This window comes from Sphingosinicella microcystinivorans (genome assembly GCF_027941835.1).
Classification (GTDB): Bacteria; Pseudomonadota; Alphaproteobacteria; order Sphingomonadales; family Sphingomonadaceae; genus Sphingosinicella.
In genome coordinates, this window is sequence record NZ_CP116005.1 from 3749730 (window position 1) to 3769924 (window position 20195).

Sequence of the window (20195 nt, forward strand, 5' to 3'; positions counted from 1 at the left end):
TCAGTCGCGCGTATAGACGCGTTTCCCGGCAAGCCACGTCTCCAGCACCTTCACCTTCCAGATGTCGCCTGCGGGCATCTTGAAGATATCGCCGTCGATCAGGATGAAATCGGCCCACTTGCCGGGGGTGAGCGAGCCGACCGTCCGTTCCTGCTGTCCCGCATAGGCCGCGCCCGTGGTGAAGGCGGCGAAGGCCTGCTGCAAGGTCAGCGCCTCGTTCGCGTACCAGCCCTTCGGCGGCTGCCCGTCGCGATCCTGCCGCGTGACGGCGGCGTGGAGGCCATAGAACGGATTGGCCGCCTCGACCGGAAAATCCGATCCGCCCGCGATACGCGCGCTGCTGTTCACGAGCGACTTCCACGCATAGCCGCCCTTGATCCGCTCCGGCCCGACACGGTCCTCCGCCATCGCCTTGTCGGACGTGGCGTGCGTCGGCTGGATCGAGGCGATGACGCCGAGCTTCGCGAACCGGCCGATGTCCTCGGGCGCGACGATCTGCGCGTGCTCGATGCTCGGGCGCACAAGCGGCTGGCCCATCTTCTGCACATCTTCGAAGGCGTTCAGCACCTCGCGGTTCGCCTTGTCGCCGATGGCGTGGACGTTCACCTGAAAACCGCGCATCGAGGCGGACGCGATCACGTTGCGCAGCTTCGCGCCCTCGAGCATCATCAGACCGGTGTTCTCGGGATCATCGCTGTAGGGTTCGATCAGCGCCGCGCCGCGCGAGCCGAGTGCCCCGTCCGCGACGAGCTTCACCGAATTCAATGCCAGCCGGTCCTCGTAGAGCCAGCCGGTCGGGCCTTTCGGGGCGATCGCCCGCAGCGCGTCCATGCCGGCGGCCATCGCCGAGATGCGCGCGGTCAGCTTGCCGTCCTTCGCGAACCGCTCGTAGAGCGCCCAAGTGGCCGGATCAATGCCCGCGTCGTGAACGCCCGTGAGCCCCACGGAGGCCATGATCTGAAGCGCCTTTTCCAGCGCCTCGGCGCTTTCCGCCTCGCCCGGCGGCGGCACCCTCTTCTCGACGAAGGCCATCGCCGCATCGACGAGCACGCCCGCGGGCTTGCCGCCCTCGCCGCGCTCGATGCGCCCGCCTGCGGGATCGGGCGTCTTCGCGGTGATGCCGCTCGCCTTCAGCGCCGCCGTGTTCGCCCAGCCCGCGTGCCCGTCGACACGGGCAAGCCAGACCGGACGGTCGGCCACGGCGAGATCGAGTTCCGCAGCGGTCGGGAAGCGGTCGAGACCCCAGCTCACCTGGTTCCAGCCGCCGCCGACGATCCATTTCCGGTCCGGGTTCGCGGCGGCGTATGACGCGATCCTCGCGAGCGCCTGATCGACGCTGGTCGTGTCCGACAGGTCGATCTGGAGCGCCATGAAGCCGAGCCCCATGACATGGCCGTGCGCGTCGATGAGGCCGGGAAGCAGCGTCCTGCCGCCTGCATCGACGACGTCGCCGTCCGCCGTCTCGCCCCGTTTCAGCAGGCGCTCGACACGGCCGTCGTCGCCGACGACCAGCCCGCCGAATTTCGCAAGGCGGCCTATGTCGTCGAGCGTGTAGCCGTTCGCATTGACGATGACGGTCCGCGCGTCCGCAGCGCCCGCCGAGAGAACAACCGCAAGCGCGAGCGCGATCCGCATGACCCTATCCCCTGAACCGCCTGAGCAGCGAGGACGTGTCCTGCCGCCCCCCGCCCATGTTCTGGACGTCGGCGTAGAACTGGTCAACCAGCGCGGTGAGCGGCATCGAAAGCCCGATGCGCCGCGCCTCGCCGAGCACCAGCGACAGGTCCTTGCGCATCCAGTCGACCGCGAAGCCGAAGTCGTATTCGCCCTTGATCATGGTCGGCGCGCGGTTCTCCATCTGCCAGCTCTGCGCCGCACCCTTCGAGATCACGTCCACGACGGCGTTCGCGTCCAGTCCGGCCTCGATCGCGAAGTTCATCGCCTCGGCCAGCCCCTGAAGCACCCCCGCGATGCAGACCTGATTGACCATCTTGGTGAGCTGTCCGGCGCCCGCCCCGCCCATCAGGCCGACGCGCTGCGCATAGGTCTGCATGATCGGCTCGCCGCGCGCGAACGTTGCCGCATCGCCGCCGACCATGATGGTGAGGCGGCCGTTCTCGGCCCCCGCCTGACCGCCTGACACCGGCGCATCGAGCACGCCGATGCCGCGCGCTGCGCCCGCGTCCGCAAGCTCGCGCGCGATCGCGGCGGAAACCGTCGTATGGTCGATGTAGAGGCTGCCCGGCGCCATCGCGCCGAACGCGCCGTCCGGCCCCAGTGTGACGGCGCGCAGGTCGTCGTCGTTGCCGACGCAGGTGATGACGATGTCCGCGCCCTTCGCGGCTTCGGCGGGGGTCGGCGCCGCCGCGCCGCCGTTCGCCGCAACCCACGCCTCGGCCTTCGCGGCGGTGCGGTTGTAGACGGTGACGTCGTGGCCCGCCGCCTTCAGGTGCCGCGCCATCGGCGCGCCCATCACGCCCATTCCGAGATATGCGATCCGTGCCAAGGCGAGTCCTCCTGCGCTGCTGCTTTCGCGCGGGTTCCTAGCGGCTGTTTGCCTCGGCATCCAGATCGGCTATGGCGCCGGTGCGAATTCAGCAGGTCAGGACGATCAGATGGGCGATTCTCAGGGTGTGGCGGCTTTGCCGGTGACGTTTGCCGATATCGAGGCAGCGCACATGGCGATCATGCCGCACATCATCCGCACGCCCTGCCTGAAATCGCGCACGCTGTCCGACATCGTCGGCGCCGAGGTGTGGCTGAAGTTCGAGAACCTCCAGTTCACCGCCGCCTACAAGGAGCGCGGCGCGCTCAACACGCTGCTGTCGCTCACCGACGCGCAGCGCAAGAAGGGCGTGATCGCCGCGTCGGCCGGCAACCACGCGCAGGGCATCGCCTACCACGGCACGCGCCTCGGCGTGCCGACGACGATCGTGATGCCGCGCTACACGCCGGTGGTGAAGGTGCAGCAGACCGAAAGCCACGGCGCGACGATCGTGCTCCACGGCGACAATTTCGACGAGGCCTACGCCCGCGCCCGCGAGCTTGAGGTGGAACGCGGCCTCACCTTCGTGCATCCCTTCGACAATCCGAAGGTGATCGCCGGGCAGGGCACGGTCGCGGTCGAGATGCTGACCGACGCCCCGAAGATCGACACGCTGGTCGTGCCGATCGGCGGCGGCGGGCTCATCTCCGGCATGTCGATCGCCGCGCGCGCGATGCGCCCGGATGTCGAGATCGTCGGCGTGCAGGCGGCGCTCTATCCGTCGATGGCGGCGAAGATGAAGGGCGAGGCCTTGCCCTGCGGCGGCGACAGCATCGCCGAGGGCATCTCGGTGAAGGAGCCGGGCACGATCACGCAGAACATCGTTCGCGCGCTCGTGAAGGACATCCTCCTCGTCGACGAAGCGAAGCTGGAGCAGGCGACCGCGATGCTGCTCAACATCGAGAAGACCGTGGTCGAAGGCGCGGGCGCAGCAGGTCTCGCCGCGCTCCTCGCCTACCCGGAGCGCTTCAAGGGCCGGGTCGTCGGGCTGCCGCTCACCGGCGGCAACATCGACACGCGCCTGCTCGCCAACGTGCTGCTGCGCGATCTTGCCCGATCGGGCCGCCTCGCGCGGCTCCGCATCCGGCTCAACGACCGGCCGGGGCAGCTCTTCGGCGTCGCGCGCATCTTCGACGACATGCAGGTCAACATCGTCGAGGTCTATCACCAGCGCGTGTTCACCAACCTCTCGGCAAAAGGCATCTACGCCGACATCGAGTGCGAGACGCGCGACCGCGACCATCTCGACCGGCTGATCGAAACGCTGAAATCGAGCGGCTACGAGGTCTCCTCCGTCGAGATCGCCTGAGGCAGGACATGGCCGAAATCTGCATCCTGACGCCGGACAGCGGCGGCAACGCCTTTGCCGGGCGCACGGAAAACGAACTTCGGGCGCTGCTCGGAACAGACGTTCGCTTCCAGCCGTGGACGGCGCCGCTCGGAACCGGCGACGCCCTCGTCCTGCCGCTGATCGCGTGGGGCTATCAGGCGCGCGCGGACGACTGGTCGGCGGCGCTCGACGCATGGGAAGCCGCGGGCGTTCCGATCGCGAACCCCGTGCCGCTGATCCGCTGGAACACCGACAAGCGCTACCTGTTCGACCTTGAGGCGAAAGGCGTGCCGGTGATCCCCACCGCCTTCGCGCCGGCGCTTTCGGACACGGACCTGATCGAAGCCCGGGCGCGCTTCGGCGACACGCTGATCGTGAAGCCGCCGATTTCCGGCGGTGCGGATGGAACCTACCGTCTCGCGCCCGGCGATCCCGTGCCCGCGGACGCGCGCGGCAAGCCGATGCTGATCCAGCCGCTGATGGCCGCGATCGCGACGGAGGGCGAATACTCGCTGTTCTACTTCGGCGGCGCGTTCAGCCACGCGATCCTGAAAGTGCCCTCCGCCGGCGATTTCCGCGTGCAGGAGCAGTACGGCGGCCGCGAGATCACCGCCGACGCGCCTGCCGGGGCCCGCGCCGTGGCGGAAGCGGCGCTTGGTGCCGCGCCCGGCGACGCACTCTATGCCCGCATCGACATGGTGCGCGGCGCGGATGGCGGGCTACGGCTGATGGAGCTGGAACTGATCGAACCCGATCTGTTCCTGTCCCACGCCGCGGACGGCGGCAGCCTGTTCGCCGAAGCCCTCCGCGCGCGCCTGCGGCCGGAAACTTAGCGCCCGCTTAACCCTCCGGACGCTAGACTTGGCCCTAGACTCCACGAGGAAACGCCACCGGGCCATGGCCAGCCGTCATTTCCGCAACGCCGTCAACGCGCGCCCGGTCATCCGGCGGCGTGCGCGCCGCGCGCCGCGCGGCGTGCGGCCGGTGAACGTGCAGTGGAAGGTCGCCTATGCCGACTTCGCCACGGCGATGATGGCGTTCTTCATGCTGCTCTGGCTGATTTCCACCTCGGAGAAGGTCTCGCTGCAAGGCATCGCCGACTATTTCACGCCCTCCCTCGCCGCCAGCCAGACCGGAGCGGCGGCCGACGGCGATGTCGCGGCGGCGAGCGGCGGGCCCGAGCCGCTCCCCATCGCCGCGAGCGAGCGGGACCGCGCGCGCGCCGACGCGCTGCTCCGCGACATCCGCACCGCCTTCGCCGCGGACCCGGACCTCGCTCCGCTTGCAGACAATGTGATTCTCGAACCGACGCGGGACGGCATCCACATCCAGCTCACCGACACGGCTGCGCGGGCAATGTTCGCCCCGGGTAGCGCCGTGCCGCTCGCGCCTGCGGCCGACGCGTTCCGCGCCGTCGCAGCGCGTATCGGCCGGATGCCGAACCGCATCGCCATCGAGGGGCATACGGGCGGCGCGGAGGCCGATGCGTGGCGGCTCTCGGTGGATCGCGCCGTCGCCGTGCGCGACCTCTTCGCACGGGCCGGCGTGCCCGCGGACCGTTTCGCTGCCGTGACAGGCCGCGCTGCCAGCGAGCCCCTGTTGCCCGACGCACCTGCGCGGCCCGAAAACCGCCGCGTCACCATCATCCTGCTCGACGAGCCGCCGGCGATGAACCCGCGCGCCGGGCGACGAACCGCGCAGCCGATCCCTTCCCAAACCGGCAACATCGCACCATAGTTCGAAGCCGTGACTGACCAGACGTTCCGATTCCCGCGCTTTTTCGTGACGGCGCCCAGCCCGTGCCCCTATCTGCCGGGCAAGATGGAGCGCAAGGTCTTCACCGAGCTGCGCGGCGAGGATGCCGTCGAGCTCAACGAGGCGCTGTCGCGCATCGGCTTCCGGCGCAGCCAGAACGTCGTCTACCGGCCGAGCTGCGAGGGCTGCAACGCCTGCGTTTCCGTGCGGGTTCTCGCGCAGCGCTTCGCGCCGAGCCAGACGCAGCGCCGCATCATGCGCCGCAACGACGACATCGAGGTCAGCGTCTGCGAGCCGTGGACGACGCCCGAACAGTTCGACCTGCTGCGCGCCTATCTCGGCGAGCGCCACCCCGACGGCGGCATGACGCGCATGGACGCCTACGACTACGCGGAGATGGTCGAGCAGACGCCGGTCAACACGCTGATCATCGAATATCGCGAGCCGATGGCGGACGGCCGTCAGGGCCGCCTGATCGGCTGCTGCCTCACCGATCGGCAGGCGGACGGGCTTTCGATGGTGTACAGCTTCTTCGATCCCGCGCACCCGGCGCGCTCGGGCCTCGGCACCTTCATCATCATGGACCACATCCGGCAGGCTGCCGCCGCCGGGCTCGACTACGTCTACCTCGGCTACTGGATCGAGGGCTGCGAGCGGATGAGTTACAAGACACGCTTCCGCCCGATCGAGCGACTCACCACGCGCGGCTGGAAACTCGTGGACGCCGTCGAAACCGCCGCCTGAACGACATGTGCCGAAAACAAGGCAGGTTGAAGGGAACCCCGTTCCCGTCCGCCTGACGGGGCGGTTCATCGCCGCGGAGGTTGTCCGCGCGATCCGGCCGACCAACCTTTGCATGGCCGGGGGGCGAACCCGGACAGACAAAGGTGATTGCAATGAAAATCGAAAAACTTCTTGGGGTGGCGCTGGGCGCCGTGATGGTGGCCGGTGTTCCCGCCGTGGCGTTCGCCCAGAGCGCGGACGCGCCGCCCACGATCGACACCAACGGCGACGGCGTGCCCGATGCGTGGGATACCAACGGCGACGGCAAGGCGGATGCCTGGGACACCAATGGCGACGGCAAGCCCGACGCGGTCGATGCTGACGGCGACGGCAAGCCGGACGCCCAGTAACCCGAGGCCCGATAACCTGCGGATTTGATCCGGTAGGTTTCTCTCCCCTCCTGTAGAACCCCGGATGCGCCGGCGGCCGAAAGGTCCGCCGGCGTTTTCGTGTCAGAGGTTCGGCCGCAGCCAGCGCTCGGCTTCGTCCACGCTCATGCCGCAACGGGCGGCATAGTCCTCGAGCTGGTCGCGGCCGATGCGCGCGACGCCGAAATAGGACGACTCCGGATACGCGAAATAGAAACCCGATACGCTCGCGGTGGGAAGCATCGCCAGCCCTTCGGTGAGCACGATTCCGGTGGCCGCCGTGGCGCCGAGCAGGCGGAACAGCTCCGGCTTCAGCATATGGTCCGGGCACGCCGGATAGCCGGGCGCGGGGCGGATGCCCTTGTAGCGTTCCTTGATCAATTCCTCGTTCGTCAGCCGCTCGTCCGGCGCATAGCCCCAGAGTTCGCGGCGCACGCGTTCGTGCAGATACTCGGCGAAGGCTTCGGCGAGGCGGTCGGCGAGCGCCTTCAGCATGATGTCTGAATAATCGTCGTGCGCGCGCCGGAAGCGTTCGGAATGGAGGTCGATCCCCTCGCCGCCCGTCACGGCGAAGCCGCCGAGCCAGTCCGCCTCCGGCGAAATGAAATCGGCGAGGCACATGTTGGGGCGCCCCGCACGCTTTACGATCTGCTGGCGCAGCATGGGGAAGCGGCCGATCTCGTTCTCGCGGCTCTCGTCCGAAAAGACGACGATGTCGTCGCCTTCGCGCCGCACCGGCCAGAAGCCGACGACGCCGCGCGCCCCGAGCCAGCGTTCCCCGGCGATCTGCTCCAGCATCTTCTGCGCGTCCGCGAACAGCGAGCGCGCGCTTTCGCCGACGACATTGTCGCTGAGGATGGACGGATAGGTGCCTGCGAGTTCCCACGCGCGGAAGAACGGCGTCCAGTCGATGTAGGGAACGAGCGTATCGACGGTGACATCGTCGATCACGCGCACGCCCGACACTGCGGGCTTCACCGGCGGATGCGCCGCGAAGTCCGCAGGGAAGCCGTTGGCGCGCGCGTCCGCGAGGCTGGAAAGCCTGCTTTCGCCCTTGCCCGCCCGCTCCTCGCGGATCATCGCATATTCGGCGCGCGTCTCCTCGACGAGCTTCGCCTTCATGTTGTCGGACGTGAGCGCGCTCGCGACGCCGACCGCACGGCTCGCGTCGAGCACGTGCAGCGTCGGGCCGGAGTACGCCGGCTCGATGCGAAGCGCCGTGTGCACGCGGCTCGTCGTCGCGCCGCCGATGAGCAGCGGCATGGTGAAGCCCTCGCGCTCCATTTCGGCCGCCACCGTCACCATCTCGTCGAGCGACGGCGTGATGAGGCCCGACAGCCCGATCATGTCGGCGTTCTCGTCGCGCGCGGTCTTCAGGATCGTCTGGAACGGCACCATGACGCCGAGGTCGATGACCTCGAAGTTGTTGCACTGGAGCACGACGCCGACGATGTTCTTGCCGATATCGTGGACGTCGCCCTTCACGGTCGCCATCACGATGCGGCCCTTGGCGCGCGCGCCCTCTTCCTTCTGCGCCTCGATGAACGGGATGAGGTGCGCAACCGCCTTTTTCATGACGCGCGCCGATTTCACCACCTGCGGCAGGAACATCTTGCCCGCCCCGAACAGGTCGCCGACGACGTTCATGCCGTCCATCAGCGGACCTTCGATCACTTCGATGGGGCGCGGGAACGCCAGCCGCGCCTCCTCCGTATCCTCGATCACGTGCGCGTCGATGCCCTTCACGAGCGCGTGCTCGAGCCGCTTCCTGACCGGCCAGCCGCGCCATTCGGCCTCGGCCTTCTCCTCGGTCTTGTCCTTCGCGCGATAGGTTTCGGCGATCGCGATCAGCCGCTCGGTCGCGTCCTCGCGGCGGTTGAGCACCACGTCCTCGCACGCCTCGCGAAGCTCCGGCGCGATGGTGTCGTAGACGTCGAGCTGGCCGGCGTTGACGATACCCATGTCCATCCCCGCGCGGATCGCGTGATAGAGGAACACGCTGTGCATCGCGCGGCGCACGGGCTCGTTGCCGCGGAACGAGAAGCTGAGGTTGGAGACGCCGCCCGAGATCTTCGCGTGCGGGCAGCGGCGCTTGATCTCCGCGCACGCCTCGATGAAATCGACGCCGTAGTTGTTGTGCTCCTCGATCCCCGTCGCCACCGCGAAGATGTTGGGATCGAAGATGATGTCCTCGGCCGGGAAGCCGTTTTCGGTGAGCAGCCTGTATGCGCGCGCGCAGATCTCGACCTTGCGCGCGGCGCTATCCGCCTGTCCCTTTTCGTCGAACGCCATCACGACCGCCGCCGCGCCGTAGCGGCGGATCGCGCGCGCCTGTTCGAGGAACGGCGCCTCGCCTTCCTTCATGCTGATCGAATTGACGATGGCCTTGCCGGGCACGCATTTCAGCCCCGCCTCGATCACCTGCCACTTCGACGAATCGATCATGATCGGCACGCGCGCGATGTCGGGCTCCGCGGCGATCAGCTTCAGGAACGTGGTCATCGCGGCTTCGGCGTCGAGCAGGCCTTCGTCCATGTTGACGTCTATGATCTGCGCGCCGTTCTCGACCTGCTCGCGCGCGACATCGAGCGCGGCGGTATAATCGCCCCCGAGGATCAACTTCTTGAACTTCGCCGAGCCGGTGACGTTGGTGCGCTCGCCGATGTTGACGAACGTCGCCGTGGACTGGGCGGTGGATTGATCGGTGGTCATGCGGCGAGCGTGAAGGCTTCGAGGCCGGACAGGCGCATCGCGGGCGCGACGTGCGGAACGGCGCGCGGCGGCTTGGCGCTGGCAGCGGCGGCCATCGCGGCGATGTGCGCGGGCGTCGTGCCGCAGCAGCCGCCGACGGCATTGATGAAGCCGGTGTCGATCCATTCGCCGACGAGCCGGCCCGTGGTCTCGGCGGCCTCGTCGTACTGGCCGAGCTCATTGGGCAGGCCCGCGTTCGGATAGACCATGATCGGGCAATCGGCGATCGCCGAAAGCACCTGCACATAGGGCCTGAGCTCGGTCGCGCCGAACGAGCAGTTGAGCCCGATGGTGAGCGGCTTCACGTGGCGGATGCTGTGCCAGAACGCCTCGACCGTGTGACCTGAAAGATTGCGCCCGGAAAGATCGGTGAGCGTCATCGACATCATGATCGGCAGGTCCTGCCCCAGCGCATCCCCCGCTTCCATCGCCGCGTGCGCGGCCGCCTTGGCGTTCAGCGTGTCGAACACCGTCTCGATGAGGACGATCTCGGCGCCGCCCTCGACGAGCGCGTCGATCTGCTCGCGGTACACGCCTTTCACCTGATCGTAGTCGACCTCGCGGAAACCGGGATCGTTGACGTTGGGCGACAGCGAAAGCGTCTTGTTCGTCGGGCCGAGCGCGCCGACGAGGAAACGGCGGCGGCCGTCCTTCGCGTGCGCGGCGTCGATCACGCCCTTCAGCAGTCGCGCGCCTTCGCGGTTGATGTCGCCGACCAGATGCTCGCAGGCATAGTCCGCCTGACTGATCGTGTTGGCGTTGAACGTATTGGTGGCGAGGATCTCCGATCCCGCGCCGATATATTTCCCGGCGATCTCGCGGATGATGTCGGGCCGCGTCAGATTGAGAAGGTCGTTGTTGCCCTTCTGGTCGCGCGTCACCGGAAGGTCGCCGCGATAGTCCTTCTCGTCCAGCCTATAGGACTGGATCATCGTGCCGTAGGGACCGTCCTTGATGAGGATGCGGTCCCGGATGGCGGCATTGAATTCGTCGCGGACACTCATGCGGCGCGCTTTCCCAGCATATGACAGATGGCGTAGCTGAGATCGGCACGATTCAGCGTGTAGAAGTGGAACTCGCGGACCCCGCCCGCGTAGAGGCGGCGGCAGAATTCGGCGGCGACGGTGGCGGCGACGAGACCGCGCGCGGCCGGGCGCTCCTCGAGCCCCTCGAACAGCCGTCCCATCCAGCCGGGAATCGCCGTGCCGCACATCTCGGCCATGCGCCGCGTCTGCGCGAAGTTGCTGACCGGCAGGATGCCCGGCACGATCTCGGCATCGAGCCCGGCGGCAGCCGCATTGTCGCGGAAGCGGAAGAACGTCTCCGGCTCGAAGAAGAACTGCGTGATCGCCCGGTGCGCGCCCGCATCGAGCTTGCGCTTCAGATTGTCGAGATCCTGCACCACGCTCGCGGCCTCCGGGTGCATTTCCGGATAGGCGGCGACGCTGATCTCGAAATCGGCGACGCGCCTCAGCCCCCCGACGAGCGCCGCCGCGTTTTCATAGCCGTCGGCGCGCGGCGCGAAGCGTTCGCCCGCGCGCGGCGGATCACCGCGCAGCGCGACGATATGGCGGACGCCCGCGTCCCAATAGGCGCGCGCGACATCGTCGATCTCGCCGCGCGAAGCGTCGACGCAGGTGAGATGCGCGGCGGGCGTCAGCGTCGTCTCGCGGATGAGCCGCGACACGGTCGCGTGCGTGCGCTCGCGCGTCGAACCGCCCGCGCCGTAGGTGACGGAGACGAAACGCGGCGCCAGCGGCTCCAGCGTCTTGATCGACTCCCAGAGCGTCTCCTCCATCTTCTCCGTCTTGGGCGGAAAGAATTCGAACGACACCTCGATGTCGCCGCGAAGGTCCGCGAACAGCGGCTGACGGATCGCGTTCTGCGCTTCCGTCATCTGGTCGAGCGTCAGGATCATGCCGCTTTCCTCGCCGCTTGCGGGGCTTTTACCCCGAGCCAGATGCTGACGTTCAACGTGCCCCCTTTCAGATGATCCGTGACGCGGCCTTCAAGCCCGCTCTCGCGCATCCAGCCGAGCACCGCGTCGTCGGCGAAGCCGAGGCGCGCGTGCGCGTGATTCGCCCTCAGTTCCTCGAGCGTGTGCGGCGCGAAATCCACGACGAGCAGCCGCCCGCCGGGCGCCAGCACGCGTGCAGCCTCCGCGATCGCCGCGGCCGGATTGTCGGCGTAGTGCAGCACCTGATGCAGCAGCACCGTGTCGATGCTGCCGTCGGCCTGCGGCAGCGCGTACATGTCCGCCTGCCGCACCTCGCAATGGCTGAGCTTGGCGGCTTCCAGCTTGCCGCGCGCGACGCGCAGCATGTCGGCGCTGCGATCGACGCCAACCGCGCCGCGCGAACCGGGCGCAAGCAGCTCCAGCATCCGGCCCGTTCCCGTGCCGATATCGAGAAGATAGCCGACCGGCCGCGCCGCGAGCGCACGCAGGATCGCCGCTTCCACCTCGTCGTCGGAAACGTGCATCGAGCGGATGCCGTCCCAGCCTTCCGCATGGGCGTCGAAATAGCTCCACATCCCGGCGACGCGGCGCGCGCGAATCTCGTCGAGGCGGCGCGCGTCGGCGGCGACGGCTGCGCTTCCCGCAAGCATCCCGTCCAGCAGCAGGCCGACCTCGCCCGCCTGCCCCGCCGTTTCGGCGCGGAGGAAAACCCAGGCGCCTTCCTTGTGCCGAACGAGGAGCCCGGCCTCGGCGAGAATGCGGACATGTCGCGACACGCGCGGCTGCGATTGACCCAGCACTTCGGCCAGTTCACCGATCGACAATTCCATCGAGCGCACGAGCGCCATGATCCGAAGTCTTGACGGATCGGCGAGAGCGCGGAAAAGGTCGAGCGCAGGCTGCATGGAAAGGGATATAAAGATATCTTTATATGCGGTCAATGAACGAAATGGATTGTAAAGCGTTGCCGCGAAACTCTACGGTCTTCCGCCTTGTCGCCCAGCGTGATCCGGGAAATCCTATGTCCGTTCGTGTCCTGTCCCTCGCCGCCATGATCGCCGCGCCGCTTCTCGCCGGCTGCGTGACCACGCCGGGAGGCGTTTCGGAGGCCGAGCTTGACCGGTTCGAAAAGACCAACCGCTCCATCTACAAGTTCAACAAGGGCGTCGACACGGCGGTCATCAAGCCGGTGACACAGGGCTACCGTGCGGTCGTCCCCGGCATCGCGCGGCGCGGCGTCTCGAACGCGCTCGACAATGTCGACGAGCCGCTGTCGTTCATCAACGCGGTACTGCAGGGCAAGTTCAAGGTCGCGTTCCGCGCCGCCGACCGCTTCCTCATCAATTCCACGTTCGGCATCGCCGGCCTCTTCGATCACGCCACCGAGATGGGCCTTCCCAAACAGGAAGAGGATTTCGGCCAGACGCTCGCGGCCTGGGGCGTCGGCTCGGGGCCTTATATCATGCTGCCGCTGCTCGGCCCCTCGACGCTGCGCGATGCGTTCGGCTTCGGCGTGGATTCGGTGACGGACCCGTGGCCGAAGTTCCAGAAGCACGTCGCGGGCCTCGACGGCACCGAACGGATCGCCGTCACCGCCGGCGAGGCGATCGACCTGCGCTCGCGCCTCGTCGATACGGCCGATCCCCTGCTCGCCACGGCGCTCGACGAATATGCGACGGTCCGCGCCGCCTATCTCCAGCAGCGCCTCAGCGACATCTACGACGGCGATCCGCCCGAAGACGACTTCATCACGCCGACCTTCGAGGACGAGTCTTCCCCCACCGCGGAACCTGTGGCCGGGTCGGAAACGCCCGAGGCTCCCGCGGCCGACGAAACGCCCGCCGCCGAGTATCAGACGGACGAACCCAAGGCCGAAACCGCCACGCCTTGAGGCGCAGATCGCGCCGCGAGGTCCTCGCGGACGGAATTTATCCTGCCGAATCCGATACCTGCGGCTTTTCGGGCATGGATATGCCCATGCCGATCCCGGCAGGCGGCGGTCCGCACTCATTGTCGCCGCGAAGAATATCTATTATTTTACAAGACATTAACGTCGCGCCTACGAAACGGGCGGCGAACAGCGGCAGTTCCCCGCAAAAATATTTTGCGTGGGGACATCAAACCTCTTCCCACAGACAAGGTTTTCCGTGACAATCCGCGCCGCTCCCATTATTGGGCGCAGGGTCAATACAAACTGTTCTAGGGGAACAAGTCGATGCGCAATGTTACCAAGGGTTTCGCAGCTCTCGCGCTCGTCGCCGGCCTCGGCCTCGCCGCTTGCAGCGAGAAGACCGAAGAAGCCGCTGACGCGACCGCGGACGCCGCGGCCGAAGACGCCGCCGCTGCTGCCGACGCCGCCGTCGCCGAGACGGATGCGGCTCTGGACGCGACGGCTGACGCCGCTGCCGACGCCGCTGCTGGCGCTGCTGACGCCGCCGCCTCGGCTGCCGACGCCGCTGCCGACGCTGCCGACGCCGCCGCGGACACTGTTCAGTAAGTCTTACTGACAGTTCGAAAAAGGAACGGGCCGCGCCTTCGGGTGCGGCCCGTTTCTTTTTTGTCTATGCCATGCGCTATTCGATAGCGTCGGAGATTTCGGCGGCAATTCGTCTGAGGCGTGACAGGCTGACGATATGTTGGCCATTCTTGCCGACGTTACCGGCCCGCGCCCACACCGGTGCGCCCGGCCCATCATAAACGATCTCGGCCTCCTCGGGCGAAACGATCCTGAGAACGATTAACCACTCGCAGTCCGCATACATCGCAACGCTGCGGCCGCCCGTCATCTTGATCTGTACCTTTCTGCCAAACTCATCTTCGGCATCGTGAGCGGGCGCACTCGCGTTGTAGAGCTTCAGCTTTTTTGCCTCCGCCGCCACGACCTCACCAATCGAACCAACGAGGTGGCCATCCGGTGTGAATTTTCGCCCCGGATAAAGCGCCTCCAGCTCCGCAACAGCGCGATAGATTTGAGCGACAGGTTCGGGGAGTTTTACGCGTTCCATGGCGACATGCGTTACACGAGATTCCCTGCCAAATGGTTCAATAGCAAAAGGCCGCCGGGTCGCCCCGACGGCCTTTCTTTGACTGCGGTCGGCCGGACTTTAGAAGTCCATGCCGCCCATGCCGCCCATGCCGCCCGGCATACCGCCCGGCGCCGGCTTGTCGTCCGGCAGCTCGGCGATCGTCGCCTCGGTGGTGATGAGCAGGCCCGCGACCGACGCGGCGTCCTGCAGCGCGGTGCGCACGACCTTGGTCGGGTCGACGACGCCGGCCTTCACCAGGTCCTCGTAGGTGTCGGTCTGGGCGTTGAAGCCGAGCTTCTCGTCCTTGGCGTCGATCAGCTTGCCCGCGACGACCGCGCCGTCGTGGCCGGCGTTCTGGGCGATCTGACGCACCGGCGCCTGCAGCGCACGGCGGATGATGTCGATGCCGCGGGTCTGGTCCTCGTTGGCGCCCGTGAGGCCTTCGATCGCCTTCGTCGCATAGAGAAGCGCCGTGCCGCCGCCGGGGACGATGCCCTCTTCGACGGCCGCGCGCGTGGCGTGCAGCGCGTCGTCGACGCGGTCCTTCTTCTCCTTCACCTCGACCTCGGTCGCACCGCCGACCTTGATCACGGCAACGCCGCCGGCGAGCTTGGCGAGGCGCTCCTGGAGCTTTTCGCGGTCGTAGTCGCTGGTCGTCGTCTCGATCTGGGCGCGGATCTGCTCGACACGGCCCTTGATCTGCTCGCTGTCACCGGCGCCGTCGACGATCGTGGTGTTGTCCTTGTCGATCGTGACCTTCTTCGCCTGGCCGAGCATCCCGAGCGTGACGTTCTCGAGCTTGATGCCGAGGTCTTCGCTGATCATCTGGCCGTTGGTCAGGATCGCGATGTCCTCCAGCATCGCCTTGCGGCGATCGCCGAAGCCCGGCGCCTTCACGGCCGCGACCTTGAGGCCGCCGCGCAGCTTGTTGACGACGAGCGTCGCGAGCGCCTCGCCCTCGATGTCCTCGGCGATGATGAGGAGCGGACGGCCGCTCTGCACCACGGCCTCGAGGATCGGCAGCATCGCCTGCAGGTTCGAGAGCTTCTTCTCGTGGATGAGGATATGCGGGTTGTCGAGCTCGACCTGCATCTTCTCCGGGTTCGTGATGAAGTACGGCGACAGGTAGCCGCGGTCGAACTGCATACCCTCGACCGTCTCCAGCTCGCTGGTGAGGCCCTTGGCCTCCTCGACGGTGATGACGCCTTCCTTGCCGACCTTGTCCATCGCCTCGGCGATCATCTTGCCGACCTCGGCGTCACCGTTCGCGGAGATGGTGCCGACCTGGGCGATCTCGTCGGAACCGGCGACCGCCTTCGAACGGGCGGCGAGGTTTTCGACGACCTTGGTGACGGCGAGGTCGATGCCCCGCTTCAGGTCCATCGGGTTCATGCCGGCCGCGACCGACTTCATGCCCTCGCGGACGATCGACTGGGCGAGCACCGTCGCGGTGGTCGTGCCGTCGCCGGCGATGTCGTTGGTCTTCGAGGCCACCTCGCGCAGCATCTGCGCGCCCATGTTCTCGAACTTGTCCTTGAGCTCGATTTCCTTCGCGACCGTCACACCGTCCTTGGTGATGCGCGGCGCGCCGAAGCTCTTGTCGATGACGACGTTGCGGCCCTTCGGCCCCAGCGTCACCTTCACCGCATCGGCGAGAATATCCACGCCGCGCAGGATGCGCTCACGCGCGTCGCGGCCGAATTTTACGTCCTTGGCTGCCATGATTGACTACCTTTCCCTTGGGATTTGAAACGAAAAAAGCGGGCGCCCTCAGGCAACGATGCCGAGAATGTCGCTTTCCTTCATGATGAGCAGGTCTTCGCCGCCGATCTTGACCTCGGTGCCCGACCACTTGCCGAACAGGATGCGGTCGCCCGCCTTCACGTCCAGCGGCGTCACCTTGCCGTCTTCGGCCTTGGAGCCGGCGCCGACGGCGACGACTTCGCCTTCCTGCGGCTTTTCCTTGGCGGTATCCGGGATGATAATACCCCCGGCGGTCTTTTCGTCAGCCTCGATGCGGCGGACCAGCACGCGATCGTGCAGAGGACGGAAGCCCATTCGTGTCACCCTCTCGTTCAAGTTTCGAATTCGGATATTGGCACTCACGCGGGGCGAGTGCCAACGCGCCGGGATATGTGCCCCCCTCCCCGGGGTGTCAACGGCTGGCACGTGAATTTTTTTGTAACGTCTCCGGGGCCATCCTTGGCGTGCCCGAGTTGTGCCGTTACACGGGCCTTGTTCCATCGGGGAAGCATCATGGCGATCCTGCGCGGTTTCTGGCGGTTTCTGGTGGGCGTGAAGGATGCGCTCGCGCTTCTTTTCCTGCTGTTCGTCCTGTTCGCCTTCCTCGCGCTGCGGCAAGGCACGGCACCGGTCGGCGTGCCGCAGGGCGGCGCACTCGTGCTCGATATCGACGGCTATGTCGTCGATCAGGCGCGCGATCCCGATCCGCTCACCATGCTGACCGGAGGGCCGGGCCTGCCCGGCGAGACCGAGGTCGCGGACATCATCCACGCCATCGACGCCGCCGCGAAGGACAAGCGCATCAAGGCGCTCGTGCTCGACCTCGACGGCTTCTGGGGCAGCGGCCTCGCCAACCTGCAATCCATCGGCTCCGCGCTCACCGCGTTCAAGACCAGCGGAAAGAGGGTCTACGCCTTCTCCTCGGCCTATCTCGACGACGGCTACTATCTGGCCGCCTACGCCGACGAGGTGTGGCTGGCGCCGCTCGGCGCGGTTCTGCTGACGGGTCCCGGCGGTTCGGGCCTCTACTTCAAGGACGCGCTCGACAAGCTGAAGGTGGACGTCAACGTGTTCCGCGTCGGCACCTTCAAGTCGGCGGTCGAGCCCTTCACGCGCAGCGAAGGCTCGCCCGAGGCCAAGGCCGCCGATCAGGCGCTTGTCGACAGCCTCTGGGAAACCTGGATGACGGACGTCTCCACGCAGCGCAAGGGCGCCGGCGTCCGCGCCTACATGCAGGACCTGCCGCGCCTCCTCGCCGCGTCGGGCGGCGGCTTCGCGCAGGCCGCGCTCAAGGCCGGCATGGTCGATCACATCGGCACGCGCGTCGCGTTCGGCGAGATGCTCGCCAAAGCGGTCGGCACGAGCGACAACGGCGGGCCGGGCGGCTTCAACGGCATCGCGCTCGCCGACTATCACTACGCGCACAGCGGCGCGCGGCGCATCGGCGGCGGTGATGCCGTCGGCATCGTCTATGTCTCGGGCGAGATCGTCGACGGCGAGGCCCCCGCGGGCACGGCGGGCGGGCAGACCATCGCGAGCCTCATCGACGAGGCGCTTGCCGATGACCACATCAAGGCGCTCGTCGTGCGGATCGACTCGCCCGGCGGCTCGGTCACGGCATCGGAGCAGGTGCGTGAGGCGCTGATGACCGCGAAGTCGCAGGGCCTGCCCGTGGTCGCCTCGTTCGGCACGGTCGCGGCAAGCGGCGGCTACTGGATCGCAACGGCCGCCGACGAGATCTATGCGCAGCCCTCCACGATCACCGGCTCGATCGGCGTGTTCGCGATCATCCCGACCTTCCAGCGCACGCTCGCCGAACTCGGCATCAACGCCGACGGCGTGAAGAGCACGCCCTTCTCCGGCGCGCCCGACGTGCTCGACGGCATCACGCCCGAAGTCGGCGCGCTGCTGCAAGCCTCGGTGGAGGACATGTACGCGCGCTTCCTGCGGATCGTCGGCGCGGCGCGGAAGCTCTCCGTCGAGCGCGTCAACGAGATCGGACAGGGCCGCGTGTGGGACGGCGGCACGGCCCGGCAGTTGAAGCTCATCGACCACTTCGGCGGTCTCGACGCCGCCGTCGCCGCCGCCGCGAAACGCGCGGGGCTCCAGCCGGACAAGGTCCGCACCGTGGACGTCGAGGTCGCCCCGCCGCTACCGCTGCAACTGCTGAACAGCCTGTTCAGCAGCGACAAGGGCGAGACCGCGCCGCCCGATGCGCTCACCCGGCTGGCGCGCGTGCAGCAGCTTCGCAACCTGTCGATGCTCGCGGAAACCACCGCGATCGCCTCGGGCCCCTCGATGCAGGCGCGCTGCATCGCCTGCGCCGGGCTGCGCGGCGCACCGGCAGCGGCGAAAACGCCGCCGCCGGCGTGGCTGAAGTGGCTACTTCAATAGGCTGATGATCAGCCCGAACAGCGTGAACTGGACGGTGTGATAGCCGCCGTTGATCAGCCAGTGCTTCAGGCTCCTCCGCTCGAACAGATAGTTGATGCCGTAGGACGCGGCGACCCAGCACAGCCCGGCGCTGAACCCGACACCGACCGCGAAGCCGAGTTCGGCGCCGCGGCCGAGGAACATCGCGAACACGCAGGCCGCGATCAGGCTCAGCACGAACGCGCCGCCGAAGATCAGCGGCATGTTGCCCGATTGCAGCTGCGCGTCGGTGAGGCCCGTGCCCGCCTGCCACGCCTTGCCGAACACCTGCGGCGCATACCAGACGGCGCCGAGCACGAGCGAAGCGACGCCGCACAGCAGCACCGCGACCAGATTGACGTTTTCCATGCCTTCCTCCCCTGTTGCCGTCTTCCCGAAAAGCCACGCAACACTGAAATCGTCAGGCCGTCTCCCGCTCCATGAGCATGTCGAAATAGGCACGAAGCTGGGCGATCGTGCGATCGAAATAGCCGACATCGCGGTGGGTGCGCGCCTGCATGACGCCGCCCTCCATCGCGGTCAGCACGAACTCGGCGAGCGCGCGGCGGTCGGTCGCGGGCGGCAGCCGGTCCCCGGCTTCCGCGAGGCAACGCTCGATCGCATCCACCCAGCCCGTGAAGTTGGCGGCGAGCAGTTCGCGCACCGGCGGATCGGGCTCGTGGAGCTCGAGCGCGATGCTGCCGATCGGGCAGCCGTATGTGCATTCGGTGTCGACGATCATGCGGCGATAGCGCGCGAGCAGCGCGAAGACGCGCTCGACGGGATCGGCGACGCCGGCCCACGCGGGCGCCAGCAGCATCTCGCCGATGCCGTCGCGGTACATCTCCAGCACGGCGATCAGCACGTCCTGCTTGCCGGGGAAACAGTGGTAGAGGCTGCCGCTGTTGACCTGACTGCGCGAGAGGATGTCCGCCACCGAGGTCGAGGCGTAGCCCTTTTCCCAGAACAGCTCCATCGCCGCGAGGACGATGGTGGTTCGCGTATCCCGGCGCGCGTTCATGCGGCGAATACTTGATTGAATGATCAATCAAGTCAAGGCGCGTGTGCTCCGTGCAACAGCGCGGCCGATTTCGTCGACATTCGGAAGATGTTTGTCGAATCCGTACAATATTCCGGGGCCGGTCCGGTGTAGGGGCCGCGCTGCGGCGATGGTGCCGCGAGGGGCTGGGGAAGAGTATACGAGGACAGAGGACGTGAGCCAGTCTCTTCGCATAACCGTGGGCACGGTGATGCTGGTACCGGTGGTCGCAGCTTTCCTGCTCACCGGTTTCCCGGCCGAGGCCGCCGCCAAGGACAAGACGGCGCATCTCGCCGACCCGCGCATTCACACCCGCATCGACGAAACCGCCCGGCAAAGCTGCCGGAGCGAGCCGCGAGGCAGCGTCGAGCATTCGATCTGCCTTGCCGAACGCCGCAAGGACGCGTGGCGCAACGTCGCGGACACGCGGCGCGACGACCGCAAGCAGCCGTCGCTTTCACTGCGCTGACGCAGCGCGCGGTCATC

General features: G+C 67.3%; 20 protein-coding genes. 9 read left to right on the forward strand and 11 right to left on the reverse strand.

Translation table 11 applies throughout. The features are described from left to right. Together PE061_RS18090 and PE061_RS18095 are read right to left on the reverse strand one after the other, a co-directional pair. Window positions 1-1635: an amidohydrolase gene (locus PE061_RS18090; protein WP_271256606.1), complete on the reverse strand. Its 1635-nt coding sequence runs from the start codon at window positions 1633-1635 to the stop codon at window positions 1-3. 4 nt (window positions 1636-1639) lie between these two features. Then, on the reverse strand, window positions 1640-2506 hold the full coding sequence (locus PE061_RS18095) for an NAD(P)-dependent oxidoreductase (protein ID WP_271256607.1): 867 nt from the start codon (window positions 2504-2506) through the stop codon (window positions 1640-1642). A gap of 109 nt (window positions 2507-2615) precedes the next feature. Here PE061_RS18095 and PE061_RS18100 point away from each other — a divergent pair, with 109 nt between their 5' ends. The 5 genes from PE061_RS18100 (at window position 2616) to PE061_RS18120 (ending at window position 6763) form a co-directional block, all read left to right on the forward strand. Beyond that, window positions 2616-3854, forward strand: coding sequence for a threonine ammonia-lyase (locus PE061_RS18100; protein WP_271256608.1), 1239 nt, complete (start codon window positions 2616-2618; stop codon window positions 3852-3854). 8 nt (window positions 3855-3862) lie between these two features. Then, on the forward strand, window positions 3863-4708 hold the full coding sequence (locus PE061_RS18105; protein WP_271256609.1) for an ATP-grasp domain-containing protein: 846 nt from the start codon (window positions 3863-3865) through the stop codon (window positions 4706-4708). Between the two features lie 64 nt (window positions 4709-4772). After that, entirely contained in the window at window positions 4773-5612 is an 840-nt protein-coding gene (locus PE061_RS18110) for a flagellar motor protein MotB (RefSeq protein WP_271256610.1), read from the forward strand. 9 nt (window positions 5613-5621) lie between these two features. Further along, window positions 5622-6374: an arginyltransferase gene (locus PE061_RS18115; RefSeq protein WP_271256611.1), complete on the forward strand. Its 753-nt coding sequence runs from the start codon at window positions 5622-5624 to the stop codon at window positions 6372-6374. A 152-nt stretch (window positions 6375-6526) separates the two neighbouring features. Further along, window positions 6527-6763: a hypothetical protein gene (locus PE061_RS18120; protein WP_271256612.1), complete on the forward strand. Its 237-nt coding sequence runs from the start codon at window positions 6527-6529 to the stop codon at window positions 6761-6763. A 102-nt stretch (window positions 6764-6865) separates the two neighbouring features. Here PE061_RS18120 and metH read toward each other — a convergent pair whose 3' ends face one another. The 4 genes from metH to PE061_RS18140 are packed head-to-tail and all read right to left on the reverse strand — an operon-like array spanning window position 6866 to window position 12394. Further along, window positions 6866-9493: a methionine synthase gene (metH, locus tag PE061_RS18125; RefSeq protein WP_271256613.1), complete on the reverse strand. Its 2628-nt coding sequence runs from the start codon at window positions 9491-9493 to the stop codon at window positions 6866-6868. Beyond that, complete coding sequence (locus PE061_RS18130; protein ID WP_271256614.1) at window positions 9490-10536, reverse strand: homocysteine S-methyltransferase family protein; 1047 nt, start codon at window positions 10534-10536, stop codon at window positions 9490-9492. Before PE061_RS18130 ends, metH begins: the two co-directional genes overlap by 4 nt. Next, window positions 10533-11450 (reverse strand): methylenetetrahydrofolate reductase, encoded by a 918-nt coding sequence (metF, locus tag PE061_RS18135; protein WP_271256615.1) that lies wholly within the window; start codon window positions 11448-11450, stop codon window positions 10533-10535. The genes PE061_RS18130 and metF overlap by 4 nt, the downstream gene beginning before the upstream one ends. Beyond that, window positions 11447-12394 carry an ArsR/SmtB family transcription factor gene (locus PE061_RS18140; protein WP_271256616.1) on the reverse strand — a complete coding sequence of 316 codons (948 nt, stop codon included), beginning with the start codon at window positions 12392-12394 and terminating at the stop codon, window positions 11447-11449. The genes metF and PE061_RS18140 overlap by 4 nt, the downstream gene beginning before the upstream one ends. A 116-nt stretch (window positions 12395-12510) precedes the next feature. Here PE061_RS18140 and PE061_RS18145 point away from each other — a divergent pair, with 116 nt between their 5' ends. Both PE061_RS18145 and PE061_RS18150 read left to right on the forward strand, forming a co-directional pair. Continuing rightward, entirely contained in the window at window positions 12511-13380 is an 870-nt protein-coding gene (locus tag PE061_RS18145) for a VacJ family lipoprotein (RefSeq protein ID WP_271256617.1), read from the forward strand. A gap of 324 nt (window positions 13381-13704) precedes the next feature. Next, window positions 13705-13986, forward strand: a complete 282-nt coding sequence (locus PE061_RS18150; RefSeq protein WP_271256618.1) for a hypothetical protein — start codon at window positions 13705-13707, stop codon at window positions 13984-13986. Window positions 13987-14062: 76 nt separating this feature from the next. Here PE061_RS18150 and PE061_RS18155 read toward each other — a convergent pair whose 3' ends face one another. The 3 genes from PE061_RS18155 to groES form a co-directional block, all read right to left on the reverse strand. Beyond that, window positions 14063-14494 carry a DUF6998 domain-containing protein gene (locus PE061_RS18155; RefSeq protein ID WP_271256619.1) on the reverse strand — a complete coding sequence of 144 codons (432 nt, stop codon included), beginning with the start codon at window positions 14492-14494 and terminating at the stop codon, window positions 14063-14065. 99 nt (window positions 14495-14593) lie between these two features. Beyond that, complete coding sequence (gene groL / locus PE061_RS18160) at window positions 14594-16237, reverse strand: chaperonin GroEL (RefSeq protein WP_271256620.1); 1644 nt, start codon at window positions 16235-16237, stop codon at window positions 14594-14596. A 48-nt stretch (window positions 16238-16285) separates the two neighbouring features. After that, a complete protein-coding gene (gene groES / locus PE061_RS18165) occupies window positions 16286-16573 on the reverse strand; it encodes a co-chaperone GroES (protein ID WP_184065438.1) in 288 nt (95 codons plus the stop codon). A 198-nt stretch (window positions 16574-16771) separates the two neighbouring features. On the opposite strand from groES, the gene sppA reads away from it, so the two are divergent. Beyond that, window positions 16772-18652: a signal peptide peptidase SppA gene (gene sppA, locus PE061_RS18170; protein ID WP_271256621.1), complete on the forward strand. Its 1881-nt coding sequence runs from the start codon at window positions 16772-16774 to the stop codon at window positions 18650-18652. On the opposite strand, the gene PE061_RS18175 is transcribed toward sppA, so the two are convergent. Beyond that, window positions 18641-19039, reverse strand: a complete 399-nt coding sequence (locus PE061_RS18175; RefSeq protein WP_271256622.1) for a DUF1761 domain-containing protein — start codon at window positions 19037-19039, stop codon at window positions 18641-18643. The genes sppA and PE061_RS18175 overlap by 12 nt on opposite strands. A 52-nt stretch (window positions 19040-19091) precedes the next feature. Further along, window positions 19092-19691 (reverse strand): TetR/AcrR family transcriptional regulator, encoded by a 600-nt coding sequence (locus PE061_RS18180; RefSeq protein ID WP_271256623.1) that lies wholly within the window; start codon window positions 19689-19691, stop codon window positions 19092-19094. 193 nt (window positions 19692-19884) lie between these two features. Between PE061_RS18180 and PE061_RS18185 the strand changes: the two genes are divergently transcribed. Then, entirely contained in the window at window positions 19885-20178 is a 294-nt protein-coding gene (locus tag PE061_RS18185) for a hypothetical protein (RefSeq protein WP_271256624.1), read from the forward strand. Window positions 20179-20195: the final 17 nt, after the last annotated feature.